The sequence below is a fragment of the Paenibacillus sp. 4624 genome, assembly GCF_050435065.1.
Taxonomy (GTDB): domain Bacteria; phylum Bacillota; class Bacilli; order Paenibacillales; family Paenibacillaceae; genus Paenibacillus; species Paenibacillus amylolyticus_D.
The window spans coordinates 117,171-132,784 of record NZ_JBNDJR010000013.1 but is presented as its reverse complement, the minus strand read 5'-3'; the positions used below and the strand labels follow the sequence as shown (position 1 = coordinate 132,784).

Here is a 15,614-nt window from a genome sequence, read left to right as displayed (position 1 = left end):
GTATAGTATCGTACCGAATTGGAAAATAAATGGGAGGTAATGGAGATAAATGGATATAAATAAAGAGAAATATGCCATACTGGGCACATTGGGTGACGATGAAGGATTCTTGACTTGCAGCATGCATATTGCAAAAAAAATGGATAATTCTGATATGATTAAGCCATACCCCGAATTCGAAGCGGCCGCAGAAGACCTGAAATCCGGCGCGATTTCCTGTCTGCTGGTGCCTGGAGCGTATCCCAAGCTGAACAGCTTCATTATGGATTCAGATCTGGTCGTGTCCGAAAGTTTTGTAGAGAAGATCCCTGCACTGGTGCTGTCCGGCTTCCACGCCGCTTGCCCGGAGCAGATTGATACGATTTTTCATCATCCGGCAACGACATACTTGTTATCTGAACTGAATATTGCCTATAGAGAGAACAGCACAGTATCATCCAACCCGGAAGCTTGCAGGCAGGTTATGCTGAATACAGAGACCTCCATTGCGCTCACGAACCAGCTCTGTGCGGATCATTACGGACTGGTAACGTATAAAGTGCTGCGTGAAGGCATTCAAATGCCATGGGTATGTTTTACGAAAAAACCACAGAGGGTGAATGCACTCGTATGAAGAGAATCGCAATTATATTGGAAAAAAATCTGGAGCAGGGAGCCGCAGCCAACGTGGCGGCCCTGCTCATGGGACAAGCTGCCCTCAACGAACCGGGGTTATATGCGGATCAGCCTGTACGGGATCAGAGCGGCATTCAGCATGCTGGCATCCGCTACAGCACCGTTATTCTTAAGGCGGGGGAGAATCAACTGGTCAATCTGGCCAAGACCTGTGCTGAGAATCAGGACGGATTGAAACATCTTGTTTTTACACAGACAGGACAGTCCCTGAATAACGCTTTTGAACAATATGCAAGTGAAATTGCATCGATGACATTGGAGGCAACCAAAGTCGTAGGTGTCATTGTATGGGGAGAAGACGAGTCCGTTCGGACGGCGACCAAGAAGTTCAGTGTGATGAAATAGTGTAATGAAATAAGGCAGGTTTGGGGATACGCTTTAGAATGATTCCAGCTGGGGTACAGTTGCAACAAGCAGGCTGTCGCGCCTAGCTGGAACAGAACAGAACGGAGCAGAGTAGCGGAGACTAGCGGAGGACAGAACAGCTTGTCGATGCGGGGTATGAACATAAGGGCTACGAACATAAAAATAAGGGCAGAAGCGATCCTATGGATTGCCTCTGCCCTTATTTTATACAAGAGAAGTTTTTAGATGAATGCTCTGTATATGGTGATGAAGATGCAGGTGCAAGTACAGATAAGATACAGGTTATGTGCCGCTCACGGCTGTAGCCTTTTTCTCCGTAAAGTAGTATAGCAGCGCGAGCAGGGGCATGATCAGACCAATGAGTGTCGTGAGGCTCCAGCCGCCATGTGCATAAGACCAGCTTCCGAGTGAAGAGCCGATGGCACCTCCAATGAAGAAAATGGACATGAACAGACCATTCACCCGCCCCCTTGCTTCGTTAGCCAGGGAATAGATCACCCGCTGACCGAGCACCAGATTGCCCGAAACAGCCATATCCAGGGTGATGGCAACGACGACCAGCAGAATTAATGAAGCTGTGGAATGGCTTTGGAACAGATAGGCTAGACCAAAGGAAGCTATAGCAATAACCATAGCGGCTCCGGTGAGCACTCGGGTAAAACCGCGATCTGCCCATCTCCCCGCGATTGGAGCGGCGATTGCACCGCCTACCCCAGCCAGAGCGAACCAGGCAATGCCCTGCTGGGACAGGCCGAAGTCGTCTGCAAGCCGGAGCGGCACCGTTGTCCAGAACAGGCTGAATGCACCGAACAAGCTGGCCTGATAGAATGCCCGCCGCCGCAGCATAGGCAGGGTACGAAGCAGTGTGCCAAGGGAGATAATCAACTGTCCATAAGTCAGGTTTGGTTCAGGCTGACGGGCTGGAAGTGCACGTGACAAGAGCAGCATGAGCAAGGCGATCACCACGGCCGAGAAAGCAAACACCGCCTGCCAACCCATAGCACTGGTGATAAAGCTGGCGACAGGGCGTGCGAGCATAATGCCGAGCAGCAGTCCGCTCATGACATTGCCGACGACCTGCCCACGCTGTTCTTCGGAAGTCAGGTACGTGGCATAGGGTACGAGAATCTGTGCCACAACGGAACCGATACCGATAAGAAGCGAAGCAGTGAGGAAGAGAAATGCACTGGTGGAGAAGGTAGCGGTGATCAGCGCTAGTATAAGTACAATAAGAAACAGTACCATCAAACGGCGATTCTCGATAATGTCGCTGAGCGGTACGATGAACAGCAGACCAATGACATATCCGATCTGCGTCAGCGTGACGATTAATCCGGCTGCAGCAGAAGAGAGACCTGTAGTGCTGCTGATCGGCCCGAGAACCGTCTGAGCATAATACAGGTTAGCTACAATCAAACCACAGGAAGCGGCGAGCAGGAAAATAATCCAGGCAGGCACGGTAGCCTGAGTCTGGCGTGCACCTTGTTTCTGTTTCGTGTTCATAAGATCGACCTCCAATAAAAGTTTATGATGATTCAGTTGACATTTGTATCGCGAATTACGGATGGGATGAAATAATGAACGTTCCGTTTACTAATTACACCTAAATAATATACGATACGTTTAGTATTGTAAATAGGCAATTACAGAACAAAGTGATTTCACATATAGAAGACGGAAATATAATGACATTGCTGGGAGCTCAAAAATGTATATTGGCGCTGCATTTTAGTATAATGAACGTATCGTTTTGTTAATTTAATTCTGAAGTTATTCTGTCATTGAAGTGGTTGTGTAAATACTTTAGTTGAGCTTATATAGGTGATGACAATGGAGGGGTCTGCAATGACTGCAAAAAGAGGACGTCCCCGCAACATGGAAACCCAGAATGCTATTCTTACGGCGGCCTATGAACTGCTGCTTGAGGATGGGTTCGCTGCGGTGACAATCGAGAAGATTGCCGAACGTGCACAGGTAAGCAAAGCAACGATCTACAAATGGTGGCCAAGCAAAGGCGCTGTTATGCTGGACGGGTATATGTCTGCGTTAACGGCCAGGTTGCCTGTGCCGGATACGGGGTCAGTATATGAGGATTTGCGTGCTCATGCAGGGAACCTGGTTCAATTTTTGACAAGTGCCGAAGGGAAAGTCATTACACAGATTATCGGAGAGGGACAGTCTGATCCCACCCTTGCGGAAGAATACCGAAGCAGATATATTCAGCCGCGCCGCCGTGAAGCATGGGGCATTCTGGAGAAAGGTGTGGCACGTGGCGAGTTGAAGCAAGGACTGGATATTGGACTGTATATCGACATGATCTATGGGCCAGTGTTCTACCGGATGCTGGTCACGGGTGAGCCGATGGATGATACGTTTGTGGAGCTGCTGCTAGGCGCGGTATTCAAAGGCATTGGGTCTGAGATATAGCAAAAATTGCAGCAGCATGTGATAAGTGAAGGAAGAGAAGAAGAGGAAGAGGAAGAGGAAGAGGAAGAGGAAGAGGAAGAGGAAGAGGAAGAGGAAGAGGGCAATACGGAGGCATTCCGAATTACCCGGGAAGCGGTTATGTGTGGCAGGGCTAAGGTATTAAACCTGAAAGATCGGGGAGATGGCAGAGGGCCATATGTCCGTTGGTTTGGGGACGAAGGAACCTTCGTGCTCGGTCAACAGGGGAGGATCATTCCACACTGAACTTGGCAGTTCGCGTCGTAATACAGGGGCCACTTCTGTGGCAAAACGTTCTACTTGCTCCAGCTGCTCGCTATGCGTGAGTCCGTCAACGCTTATACTGAGCACCTGGTGCCCGTAAGCGGCATGATAATCCAGAATCTTCGAAATCACCTGCTCCGGGCTGCCGATCAAAACCGGGCCGCGGGCGATGTTGTCCTCCAGATCCGTAAAGGGAGACTGGTTATGCTGTGCCGCCGCGGTGGCATGGAATGCTTCATAATACGGTTTGTAGCGGCGAATCGCTTCTTCGCCCGTGCTCGCAAGATAGAGGCTGCCAGCACCAGAACCAATCACAGCTTGTTGTGCATCATGACCATAATAAGTGAGGCGCTCGCGGTAATGGTCGATCAAAGCTTTGTATTTGGCCTGAGGGTGGAAGGAATTCGAGGTAAAGAGCGGCTCACCATATTTGGCAGCCAGTTCTGTAGATAATCTGCTCGACGCACTGCCATGCCAGATCGGAATGGTCTTCTGAAGTGGTCTCGGCCACGTGGTCACCCCATCAAGCGGAGGGCGATACGTGCCTTCCCAGGTGACATTCTCTTCCGACCACAGCCGCTTCAGAAGATGATAGCGTTCATCCAGAGAGTCCCACTGCTGCTCCTCGCGAATGCCAAACAGCGGATAATGACGCGGATCATTGCCTTTGCCGATAATCAGCTCCAGCCGTCCACCCGATAACTGATCCAGCGTAGCGTAATCCTCGGCAACCCGAACCGGATCAAGGATGCTGAGAACCGTAACTGTGGTCAGCAGACGAATCCGTGAGGTGGCGGCAGCAATCGCTGTTAACACAACGGGCGGCGATGAAGACAGAAAAGGTGCGCCGTGTCGCTCACCGATGCCGTAGGCATCGAATCCCAGTCGCTCAGCGAGCTGAGCTTGCTGCAGGATGTTATGGAATTTCTGCTGAGTCGTCAAAACTTCCCCTGTGACGGCATTAGGTAGATTCATCATGAGGCTAAACAAGGCAAATTTCATTGAATGTACTTTCTTGCTTGTATAAAAGTGTCTGCCCGTGTTGTATAATCCTATTGAAATAGTAGGATATTGAAGTTGGAATAACTGTATCATGTTCCTGCTCATTCTTCTAATGGATTTTTTCTATAAGCAATTGGGGACTAAGCCAATCCGGAAATGGAGAAGGACCTTCTACTATATAAGTTGAACTAAAGATTTTACACAATCCACTCCGATGACAGAACAACCTTCCAACGCTGTTATCCCCAGATTTTTTGGATTCCCTTTTTTCAAAGGGGAAAATCCGGTGATAAAGGCGAAGCCTATGCTTCCGATGTAGCTTTCTTGCAGAAAGCTTTTAGCTCCGCTTTTTCAGGTTTTTTCTATCCTCTCCGTTCACGTGTAAATGAATAGTTCGACCTATATAGGATAAAATTGTAAAATAATTGCCACGATTTTTATTGACCACTGTAAAATTTAGGATTAAAATTGGTGTAATCATATAAATTCAAATTTCTGGATTTTAATTGTGGAGGTGGGATACATGGAACCTGCAACTACGATACGCTCAACGATTGAGGATTACATCAGGAAACAGGGATATACCCTTCAATATTTTGCAGATATATCAGGAGTGAATGCCGGGACGCTAAGTGCAATCATTAAGGGAACTCGTCCCATCGCCATGGCGCAGCTTGATCTGATTACCCAGGGCATGAATCTGGAGGAAGGCTATTTCTACGAGACGTACGGTGCGGAGTGCTTCGTGGAATCGGCTCCCCACTGGCGAAGGCTTGAGCCTTTCCTGCAGCGCTGTGCAGAATTGGACAAGCTGGACTGCATCCAGCGGGTCATTCAGCAGGTAACGGACGATCGTTCCTATATCTCGGAACTGTTCGAAATGGCCGAGGATATGCTGGAGCGCGGACAACAAAAAGCAGCCCGCATGTTATACGAATGCGTAGCCGAGTGCGAGAAATACCAGCATTCCGAGCGCCTGGCCCTCTGCCAGTATCGCATCTTCACCCTCTCGCTCGGTCAGAATCAACATGATAACCTCCGGGCCGCCGTGCACTTCGAGCCATATATTAATCGGCTGGATGAGGAGAGGCAGTTGGATGCGATTAAGGACTTGGCGAATACGTATGCTTCACTTCGATATCGGGACAAGGCGTTTGATCTGGCTGAAGAATTAGATCAGAAAACAAAAATTTTACAATCGTATACAAAGAAGAAAATAGATAAATGTGATAGACTCACTGCCTATCCTTTATTCGTATATAGAGCTTATTCCAATTTGCTTAAATCATCGGCATGTGAGAAGCAGGGACGTTATGAAGAAGCTTTGCTCTATACAGAAGTCTATGCCAAGCTTGCTAAAGTCCCTGAACCGGATGAAGAGGATCAGATCTACATTGATAAGTTTGCTGGTTGGGCGGAAGCCAATACTTATTTATATAAATTGATGATGGGTGACCAAAACGTTTTACCTGCATATGTGGAATTTATTGAAAGAAATGAGGAGGAAATTTTACCTGCGATCATTAATATTTTGGAGGCAGCTAATAAGTTTGATAGAAATATTGATGATATTTTGAATAGGTTCAGCGATCGGATTAACTCCGAAATTAATGGTTTAAAAGGGTACACTGAGCAGATGAAAAATGAAATTTATGCAGCATTCTTGTTGGAACGTTCTCTCTACCACTTAAATCGCCATGAATATTCAGAGGGTTTGAAGCAACTTATGTGTTGTCTGAGAGAGTCTGTACGATTTAACAATCAAACAGATATCATTCATTGTATTTCTCTATATGAGAAGTACAAAAACATGGGTACGACTGAAATCGAGTATCAGTATAAACTTATCATGATGGAGGTTCAGAAATCTTATGAAAAAAAAGAAGATCTTCTATGTAATTTTGCTTAGCATAATGATTATTAATATAAATCAATTAGCTAATTTGGATGGTGATGTTATTACACAAATAATGTCTATAACGCATGGCGAAGGAGGACTATAACAGCTAAAGTACATTAAATTTTCAAAAAGGTTTACTTTCAAGTAACGAGAGTAAGCTTTTTTGTATTTTCACTTTCATAGATTGACCAATGTAAAATACAGGATTAAAATAACATTTATTATATCTAATTGAATTATAAGTTATTCGAATGATGGAGGTGAAATCGTGGAATCGGTAACTACGATAACAATACATATTGAGAATTACATGAGAGAGAACGATCTCAAGTTGCAGCATTTTTCCGATATTACTGGGATTAATGTTGGGACATTAAGTGCCATTCTTAAAGGTAGCAGACCGATGTCTATGAACCAACTGAATCAGATCACTTCTGCAATGGGATTAGAAAAGGGCTATTTTTATGAAACTTACGGAGTAGAATCCTTCATTGAATCATCGCCTCACTGGAGACGTTTGGAACCGTACCTACACGAGTGTGCTGAACTAGGTAAATTGCAATGTATACAACAAGTGATCACTCATGTAACGGATGATCGATCCTATATAGAAGAGTTATTTGATGTAGCTGAGAGCTTTTTTGCTAAAGGATTAAAAGAAGCAGCTCTTATTCTGTATGAATGTGTGGCAGACAGTGAGAAATATCAACACTCGGAGCGGTTGGCCTTATGTCAGTACCGTATTTTTTTGCTTCAGAAAACATTGAATAAACTCACTAACCTGAATGCCGCAGTAAAGTTTGAACCCTATATTGATAAATTGAATGAGGAAATGCAACTGGATGCGCTTAAAGATTTAGCTAACTTATATAGCACAATGAATCTATGGGATAAAGTTTTTGAGTTGGCTGAGGAGTTGATTCGGAGAACTGACTTACAAATTCATCTTCAATCCTTGAGACGGAAAAGGAAAACTAGAGTTGCCTGTTATCCTCTTTTCACTTATAAAGCCTATGCCATTCTACACAAGGCGCATGTATCTGGAGAACGTAGGCAATATATAAAAGCTTTAGAGTATACAGGTATTTATGAGGATATAGTGAACAAAGTTAACGATCCAACTGGAGAAGAACAAGAACTAATAGAACTGTTCAAGGGTTGGGCGGAGGGGAATCGACATTTATACAAGGTACTATCAGGTGATTTTGAGGTCTTGAATGATTATCTGGATTACCTAGATGTTAATCATGAGGAAATTTCAACAGCATTCGTATATATTATACAAGCTGCCAATCAGTACTCTTACAATATTGACTATACACTGAATAGATTCAAAAATCAGATAAACGAGATTAGAACAAAGAAATATGTAAAAGTAAAAAGAGCATATAACGAACAGGCATCAAATTTTAGATATATACGCCTATTCTACGAACTAGCAAAATACAGATTAAATCAAAACCAGGTTGATCGAGGGATTAATGATCTAATCACTAGTCTCCAACGGTGTGTCTCAAGCAATGATGACATGATGTGTATCAAATGCATTGACTTATACGGAAAATATAGAGATCGCGCCAGTAAGACCCAGGAAGAGCAGTATACAAAACTAATAGATAAATTAGGTGTACCGACTTTTCGATCGTGAAATATCTAAGAAGGGACGGTGAAGAAAATGTCCAATATACGTTCCTATATTGAAAATCACTTGAAAGACAATGGGTATAAACTACAACAGTTTTCAGAAATTGTTGACATTAATGTGGGTACATTAAGTGCGATCATCAAAGGAACCAGACTGATGTCAATGAATCAACTAGACCAAATCACATCAGCAATGGGTTTGGAACAGGGTTACTTTTATGAAATGTATGGAGTTGAATGTTTTATTGAATCTTCACCCCATTGGAGGCGATTAGAACCGTTTATATATCGTTGTGCTGAGCTTGGTAAGCTGGATATTATTCAAGAAGTCATTACTCATGTGACAGATGATCAATCCTATATTGATGAGTTATTTAATGTAGCAGAGAGTCTCTATAATAAAAGCATGAATGAAGCGGCACTCATTTTATATGAATGTGTGGCCGATAGTGAGAAGTATCAACATTCGGAGCGGTTGGCCCTTTGCCAGTACCGCATTTTCTTGTTGCATAAAACACTGAGTAAGTTTGATAATCTCAATGCAGCGGTAAAGTTCGAACCGTATATTGATAAATTAAATGAAGAAGTGCAATTGGATGCAATTAAAGACTTGGCTAACGTGTATATGACGATACATTTGTGGGACAAGGTTGATGCATGGGCACGGGAACTGGAACGGAAAGCAGAATTCCAATTAAAAATTCAATCCCGTAGGCGAAAAAATAAAAGAAGGCTAACAGCCTATCCTCTTTTTACATATGTAGCCTATGCACACTTATTAATAGCAAGCGTTTATGATGCCCGTAAGGAATATGAAAATGTCCTAAAGTATACAGAAAAATACTTGGAAATAGTTGAAGTTGAGAATCCTACACAAGAAGATCAACAAATAATAGATTTGTTCCGAATATGGGGAGAAGGGAATCAATATGCCTCCCAATTAATGCTTGGTCAAGAAAATGTAATCGATTCTTATTTGAATTATATCGAAAACAACCCATCAGAAATATTAGCTGGATTCGTTAATATTTTGCAAGCAGCTAATCAGTATTCTTTTAACATTGACTTTGCTCTAGATAGATTTAAGAACCAGATCAAATTGTTTAATACAGACATGCACTTTAAAGGTGGTTATAACGATCAAATGTTAAACCACGGGTATCAAGATTTTTACTATGAATTGGGATATTATCAAATGAAACAACGTAATTACTTACTTGGGATTGATGCCTTACTCATGTGTTTAGATCTCTCTTCTTCAAGTAAAGATGACCTGATGTGTATTAAATGTTTGGATTTGTACGGGGAGTATAGGAGCGAAGCCAATGAAACACAGATCAGAAAGTACAAAAATGTAGTAGAAAAGTTAAGTTTGCCGACTTTTTGATAATGAAATATCTAAGAAGGGACGGTGAAGAAAATGTCCAATGTACGTTCCTATATTGAAAATCACTTAAAGGATAAAGGATATAAACTACAGCAGTTTTCAGAAATCGCTGACATTAATGTGGGTACATTAAGTGCGATCATCAAAGGAAGCAGACTTATTTCAATGAACCAACTAGACCAGATTACCTCTGCAATAGGTTTGGAACAGGGGTATTTTTATGAAATGTATGGAGTTGAATGTTTTATTGAATCTGCGCCCCATTGGAGGCGATTAGAACCGTTTATATATCGTTGCGCTGAACTTGGTAAGCTAGATATTATACAACAAGTCATTACTCATGTGACAGATGATCATTCATATATAGATGAGTTGTTTGAAGTAGCCGAAGATTTGTATAACAAAGGAATGAAGCAAGCAGCACTTATTTTGTATGAATGTGTGTCTGAATGCGAAAAATATCAGCACTCTGAACGATTGGCTATGTGTCAGTATCGTATATTTCTGATAAGTATGGGTTTTGACCAAAAAGAAAACAGAAGAATTATTTCAAAGTTTGAACCTTTTATAGAGCGATTAGATCAGGACTATCAATTGGATGCAATTAAGGATTTGGCGAATGCTTACTGGGGATTGCATGAGTGGAATAAAATGAAGGATTTATCGCAAGAACTTGAGAGACGAGCTAACCTGGCTATGAAACAAACTAAAAAGCGTGTATCTAAATCTCAATATCCCTTCTTCGTATACAAAGCCTACGCCAACTTACTTTTTTCTAACTATTGTGATTATGCTAAAAATTACAAAGAAGCCTTAAAGTACACTGATATATATGAGAAAATCATTGAGAATGAAGCGAAAGTTTATGCAGATATTGAAGTTCTTCATAAATTTAGAGAATGGGCGAAATTCAACAAATGTTTGTATAAAGTCATGATGGGAAGAAAAGAGGTCATCCCTGAATACATCACTTACATTGAACATAGTGAAGAGGAAATTCTCCCTGCAATGGTCAAAATTCTTCAATCAGCAAATAGATATCAATATGATATAGATGAGGTGTTGATTAGATTTAAAGCTCAAATTGACGCTAAATTCAGTGACGTACGTTCACAAGGAAGATATACTGTACAGAGTTGGTATTATCGAAGAGTGGTGCTATTCTACGAATTGGCCTTCTACTACTTTAACAAGAAGAGGTTTGAACTCGGAGCTGTTTCTCTGTTAATAAGTTTAGAGTTAAGTATTTTTGTCAAAGATGACGTTCTGATCTCAAAATGTGTAAACCTTTATGGGCAGTTTAAGGAGCATTTAACTAATCAAGATCATGATAAATATAAACTACTAATAGATAATATTTATATAGAAGCGAGTTTATAGTTTAGCCTACTGCAATCAGTAGGTTATTTTTTATTTTTATTTCCTTGGAAAGATAGAGCGCAAGGCCTTTTCTAAAGAATTCTTTTTACAATATTATGCAAAACATAATATGTTCTAAAAAGCACTTGTAGTCATGAGCGAAACTAATAGCTTACTCATATTGAATGTTTTTCTAGAATGTCCTAGAGAGGTACATGCCATGAGAGAACTAAGTATCTTGAAAGACCAAATCGAGCAAGGTCGGCAAGAGTTGAGTCGCTTGGTAGATCAATATGGAATCCCGAATGTGAAAGTACTTGAGCAGTCTATGGCGTTGGATGAGCTAATTAATGAGTATAATCGATTTACTTTAGGAATGAATATGAATATTAAAAAGTAAAATACAATACACATACTGATTTTAAGACAATTCCGAAAGATGTTAAGTCATAGGTAAAGGTAGAACTAAAGTTTCCTCGCTTACTCTATTTTTATTTTTGGGTATTTATTCATAAGAAGATTTTTTTAGTATTTTTTGCAAAATATTTTAAGATTCTTATGGGGGTCAATTATATTGTACTTCAGTTTTATAAAAAGATTGACGTTCTTTATTCTTTTTCTGGAAACGGAGGTGAACGATATATAGATGCGTAATTTTTGAAGTGTTGCTGGTTGATCTTTAACGTTTTTCAGTCCAAAAAAAAGGAGAATTTCAAAATGAAAAAAAATTCATTCTTAAAAATGTTGTCTGTCGCTGTTATGAGTACAGGATTAGCATTTGGTAGTATTGCTCCAACATTCGCAGCGGAGAACGTGGAAATTCCGGATACTTCAATTATTGGTTCTGAATCATATGTAGCCCCAGTGCCAGGGGCGAATAACGATGGATTTTCAACATTTGCGACAGTTTCAACTCATTCTTGGCTGAAAAGCTATAAAAATTTGTATGGAATTACAGTTGCAACCCAAGAAGCGTTCGCTCAATGGACTTGGGATGACGGTAAAATAACAAACTTCGGTAATTTGTGGCAAAATAATTCTACTGCTCCGCTCTACGGTTTCAAAGACGAAGAGAACAAATGGAATTATAAATATACTTCAACGGGTCAAACGAACCAAGGCGTATTGTCTGAGAGCGGAATTCCTACACCATGGGGTCACGCAGGAGGATCAGAATTTACAAGTCGTATTCTAATTAATGTTTCTTCGACTGGCAGCTCAACTGCTCAATAAGTTAGACAACATATGAAAAATACAAATACTTGGATGGGTATATAATGACCTTATCCAAGTATTTGTTGGTATAAAGGATGAGAGTCGAAAGGAGCTAATATGAACAGAATTCTGAAAGTAGATAACTTGAAGATCAAATTTAAAAATGATCTGATCCTAAATAATATTTCTCTTTCTCTCAATGCTGGTGATGTTTATGCATTGGTCGGAATCAATGGTTCTGGCAAAACGACTTTATTATCCAGCTTAGCTGGACTCCTCTCACCAACCTCAGGAAATATTTTTATTGAAGAGAAATTAAATCAATTTAACCAAACGAGTATGTCATTCCAACCCACTTCTTTCTACTCCCATTTAACGGGTAACGATAATGTACGATTATTATCTCCTGATCCCCAAAGAGCATTGAAAATATTAAAAAAACTGGATCTGACTACACCACAAATAATGAAAAAGAAAGTGAAGACGCTATCTTTTGGTCAGAAACAACGACTAGGGATAGCTATTGCTCTTTCGAAGAATGCGAAAGTTTATCTTTTGGATGAACCAACAAATGGACTCGATCATTACTCCTATAATAGGTTGGTTGAAGTAATTCAAGATATGTCACATCAAGAATGTTGTTTTGTTATAGCGAGTCATGAGTGGGATGTAATAGAACATTGCTGTAATAGACTTGGTATGATAATTAATGGACGAATTGAAAAAGAATTGGATATATCTGATTATAATGATGGTGTGCAACCCAAATTAATTCAAATCAAAGTAAATGCAGAGTTTAGCACGAATGAACTTTTGGAACTAGATGGAGTACTGAATGTAAACAGGTTAGATCGTTTTTCTTGGAAAATTACGCTTGATAAAAATTGTACATTTGAGGCTTTTCAAGATGCATTACGCCAAAAAAATGTTTCGATTAACGAATGGATTACTTTGAATCCTGTACAAGAATGGGAATATATTTACAATCAGCTTGTAGAGGGGGGAAATCATGATTAAATCCTATACGAATGAATGCATTAAGCTTATGAAACACCCGTTCAGTATATGGTCAACTATGATCTTCCTGGTATTTGTTATATACACATATTTAAGTGTCGGATCAAATTTTCAAAACTCCTTCCAAGCATTTATGGATAATAGCGGATATTCTCTGGAGCAAACATATCAATTTATCAGTGGTACAGATCCTTCCGGCAGTTCTTTATCCGCGATGTTATTTATCTTGAGTCCTAAAATGGCAATAGCCTATTCACTGGCTTCTATAAATGCCCTAGGACCGATCGTAATCTCGATCATTGGTGCGCTGATATTTGGAATAGAATACCGTAGCTTTACGCTCAGACAATTATGGGTTAAAGGCTTGACGCGTGTAGAAGTGCTGCTTGCAAAAGTGATGGCTATATTTACATTTATACTTTTGTTTATGCTGCTGACAATACTAGTGGGCATTGTGTTTAGCTATGTCACTCCAGCTGTTTTTGATCTTCCGATGGATTTAGTAAACACGAAAGTAATAACGATTAAAGATTATTCTCTACAAATGTTAGGTTCTATTATAAGTCTATTATTGTGGGGGATGTTTGCAGGTTGCATCACCGTTTTGAGCAAAAGTTTAATGGCGGGCATCATCGTTGGTTTTATCTACCCAACCCTTGAATCATCAGTGTTCCATAGCTGGTCTATAGGACAGTACTTACCTTTATTTATTCAAAAATCAATGCTCCCTATTTTATTTAGAGATACGGCTTATGGAGGAATTGTATCATTCTACGATATGCCTGACATTTATTCTGTAACGACAAGCATGCTGTTTACCTTAGCGTATACATTGTTTTTCCTGTTAGTAACATGGATTGCTTTAAAGAAACAAAGGACTCTCATGCCATAGAGGTCTTTTAGACGGCGATATTCTTAAATTAACATGAATTAGCCTTTTCTAAGATAGGCTCTTTTTTGAACAGATGGATTGTCACAGCATACAATTGGGCTGGAAGTTTAAAAATAAGAATAAGCCAGCTCTTATAATTACAAGCGGCTTATTTTTAATCAATCTTATATGTCATTCCAACTCATCCAGCCTGAAGCTTAGATTTAAAGATCAGCTTCTTGAATGAACTTAAAGTGAAAAACAATACAAGACACATACCTAATTTCACACCGATATCTGAGAGGCGTTGAATGTTGCCAGCGGCGAAAACGTTGTATCCATTGGTGACAGCTGAACTAAAATGATCCCCAAAGAACAGATAATATGATCCGAAAATGACCATATGAGAAACTGTATACAAGATAGAGAAGGCGAAGGGCATCAAAGAGATGTAGATATTTTTACTGATAACAAACAATATGAGTGTTTGAACAGCTAGGATCAGACCACCAATAAGCATGAAGCTATTGCGCCCTGAAAAATCATAAGCGCCGCTGAAAAATAAATTCTCAAAAAGCGTAAATGAATCGAGGCCACCAAAAATATTTTTAAAAAGGCCCAGATATGCCTGCAAATATCCTAATCCAAATAAAATAGGAACGGACAATAGACACCAACGATCAGTGTTTTTGCGAGTCAGCAACAGAGCACTGCTCAAGGCACATAGTGTAATGAAGGCTATAGGGAAAAGTTCGAACACACTGTTATGAACATCATAATAATGAAGAGCCACTCCTGTGAACAGGGAGCTAAAATACAGGATGAAGCTCATGATTATAAACTGTAGAATCAGTTTACTTGATAGACCGTAAGTCTCTTGAGTCAATTTAGTTCTGATGCTGATCGGATCGCCAAAAGACGCTATAGCTTTGGTGGTGGCTTGTTCTTCAGTGCATCCCTCATTGATATGATGCTCTTTGGAGGAGTGTATATGAGCAGCCATTTCTTCGGCTAAATCGCTACGCTCTCGTTTAGATAAGAATGATTTCTTAAAAACTTGGTCCAAATAGGATTGAATGTCCATTCGCCGTTCCTCCTAAAAAAATATTAATGATATGTGTATTTTGTTCCCATGAGGTTTTGATCGATTCAAGTCGAAGTTGGCCATCATCTGTTATCCTGTAATATTTTCGTCTAGGCCCACCTTCTTGTTCACCCCAGTAGCCTTCAATGTAAGTATTAGCTTCCAGCCTCTTTAATGCAGGATATAGCGTACCTTCCTTGAGCAGGAATGCCCCATCGGTTACTTGATTAATGTGTTGAGATATTTCGTAACCATAAGCATCTCTTTGACTCAAAATAGACAGCACAATACCGTCGATATATCCCTTAATCATTTCATTTTTCAACTGATACACCACCTACTATGTAATTCTATGTAGTTAAATTAACATATATTTGAAAATGGT

Annotated in this window: 16 protein-coding genes; 12 read left to right on the top strand and 4 right to left on the bottom strand. The window is 40.6% G+C overall.

What is annotated here, in order from left to right; genetic code table 11:
* Positions 1–49 precede the first annotated feature (49 nt).
* A complete protein-coding gene (locus ABIE27_RS25790) occupies positions 50–613 on the top strand; it encodes a hypothetical protein (protein ID WP_090918912.1) in 564 nt (187 codons plus the stop codon).
* Entirely contained in the window at positions 610–1,020 is a 411-nt protein-coding gene (locus tag ABIE27_RS25785) for a DUF2000 family protein (RefSeq protein ID WP_429351872.1), read from the top strand. The genes ABIE27_RS25790 and ABIE27_RS25785 overlap by 4 nt, the downstream gene beginning before the upstream one ends.
* Positions 1,021–1,323: 303 nt before the next feature.
* On the opposite strand, the gene ABIE27_RS25780 is transcribed toward ABIE27_RS25785, so the two are convergent.
* Positions 1,324–2,544 (bottom strand): MFS transporter, encoded by a 1,221-nt coding sequence (locus tag ABIE27_RS25780; protein WP_429351871.1) that lies wholly within the window; start codon positions 2,542–2,544, stop codon positions 1,324–1,326.
* A 342-nt stretch (positions 2,545–2,886) separates the two neighbouring features.
* On the opposite strand from ABIE27_RS25780, the gene ABIE27_RS25775 reads away from it, so the two are divergent.
* Both ABIE27_RS25775 and ABIE27_RS25770 read left to right on the top strand, forming a co-directional pair.
* Entirely contained in the window at positions 2,887–3,468 is a 582-nt protein-coding gene (locus ABIE27_RS25775) for a TetR/AcrR family transcriptional regulator (protein WP_429351870.1), read from the top strand.
* 25 nt (positions 3,469–3,493) lie between these two features.
* Entirely contained in the window at positions 3,494–3,631 is a 138-nt protein-coding gene (locus ABIE27_RS25770; RefSeq protein WP_429351869.1) for a hypothetical protein, read from the top strand.
* Here the strand turns inward: ABIE27_RS25770 and ABIE27_RS25765 are convergent.
* Positions 3,628–4,752: an LLM class flavin-dependent oxidoreductase gene (locus ABIE27_RS25765; protein ID WP_429351868.1), complete on the bottom strand. Its 1,125-nt coding sequence runs from the start codon at positions 4,750–4,752 to the stop codon at positions 3,628–3,630. The genes ABIE27_RS25770 and ABIE27_RS25765 overlap by 4 nt on opposite strands.
* A 523-nt stretch (positions 4,753–5,275) precedes the next feature.
* On the opposite strand from ABIE27_RS25765, the gene ABIE27_RS25760 reads away from it, so the two are divergent.
* From ABIE27_RS25760 to ABIE27_RS25725, 8 genes are all read left to right on the top strand, one after another.
* Positions 5,276–6,661, top strand: coding sequence for a helix-turn-helix domain-containing protein (locus ABIE27_RS25760; RefSeq protein WP_429351867.1), 1,386 nt, complete (start codon positions 5,276–5,278; stop codon positions 6,659–6,661).
* 259 nt (positions 6,662–6,920) lie between these two features.
* Positions 6,921–8,300 (top strand): transcriptional regulator, encoded by a 1,380-nt coding sequence (locus ABIE27_RS25755; protein WP_429351866.1) that lies wholly within the window; start codon positions 6,921–6,923, stop codon positions 8,298–8,300.
* 60 nt (positions 8,301–8,360) lie between these two features.
* Positions 8,361–9,683, top strand: coding sequence for a helix-turn-helix domain-containing protein (locus tag ABIE27_RS25750; protein ID WP_429351865.1), 1,323 nt, complete (start codon positions 8,361–8,363; stop codon positions 9,681–9,683).
* Positions 9,684–9,716: 33 nt separating this feature from the next.
* Complete coding sequence (locus tag ABIE27_RS25745) at positions 9,717–11,063, top strand: transcriptional regulator (protein WP_429351864.1); 1,347 nt, start codon at positions 9,717–9,719, stop codon at positions 11,061–11,063.
* Between the two features lie 199 nt (positions 11,064–11,262).
* Entirely contained in the window at positions 11,263–11,442 is a 180-nt protein-coding gene (locus ABIE27_RS25740; RefSeq protein WP_366291413.1) for an aspartyl-phosphate phosphatase Spo0E family protein, read from the top strand.
* A gap of 317 nt (positions 11,443–11,759) precedes the next feature.
* Positions 11,760–12,275 carry a hypothetical protein gene (locus tag ABIE27_RS25735; protein WP_429351863.1) on the top strand — a complete coding sequence of 172 codons (516 nt, stop codon included), beginning with the start codon at positions 11,760–11,762 and terminating at the stop codon, positions 12,273–12,275.
* Between the two features lie 99 nt (positions 12,276–12,374).
* Positions 12,375–13,274, top strand: a complete 900-nt coding sequence (locus ABIE27_RS25730) for an ATP-binding cassette domain-containing protein (RefSeq protein ID WP_429351862.1) — start codon at positions 12,375–12,377, stop codon at positions 13,272–13,274.
* Positions 13,267–14,166, top strand: coding sequence for an ABC transporter permease (locus ABIE27_RS25725; RefSeq protein WP_429351861.1), 900 nt, complete (start codon positions 13,267–13,269; stop codon positions 14,164–14,166). The genes ABIE27_RS25730 and ABIE27_RS25725 overlap by 8 nt, the downstream gene beginning before the upstream one ends.
* 181 nt (positions 14,167–14,347) lie before the next feature.
* On the opposite strand, the gene ABIE27_RS25720 is transcribed toward ABIE27_RS25725, so the two are convergent.
* Together ABIE27_RS25720 and ABIE27_RS25715 are read right to left on the bottom strand one after the other, a co-directional pair.
* Positions 14,348–15,229: a permease prefix domain 1-containing protein gene (locus ABIE27_RS25720; protein ID WP_429351860.1), complete on the bottom strand. Its 882-nt coding sequence runs from the start codon at positions 15,227–15,229 to the stop codon at positions 14,348–14,350.
* Entirely contained in the window at positions 15,195–15,563 is a 369-nt protein-coding gene (locus ABIE27_RS25715; protein WP_429351859.1) for a PadR family transcriptional regulator, read from the bottom strand. Before ABIE27_RS25715 ends, ABIE27_RS25720 begins: the two co-directional genes overlap by 35 nt.
* Between the last annotated feature and the right edge of the window lie 51 nt (positions 15,564–15,614).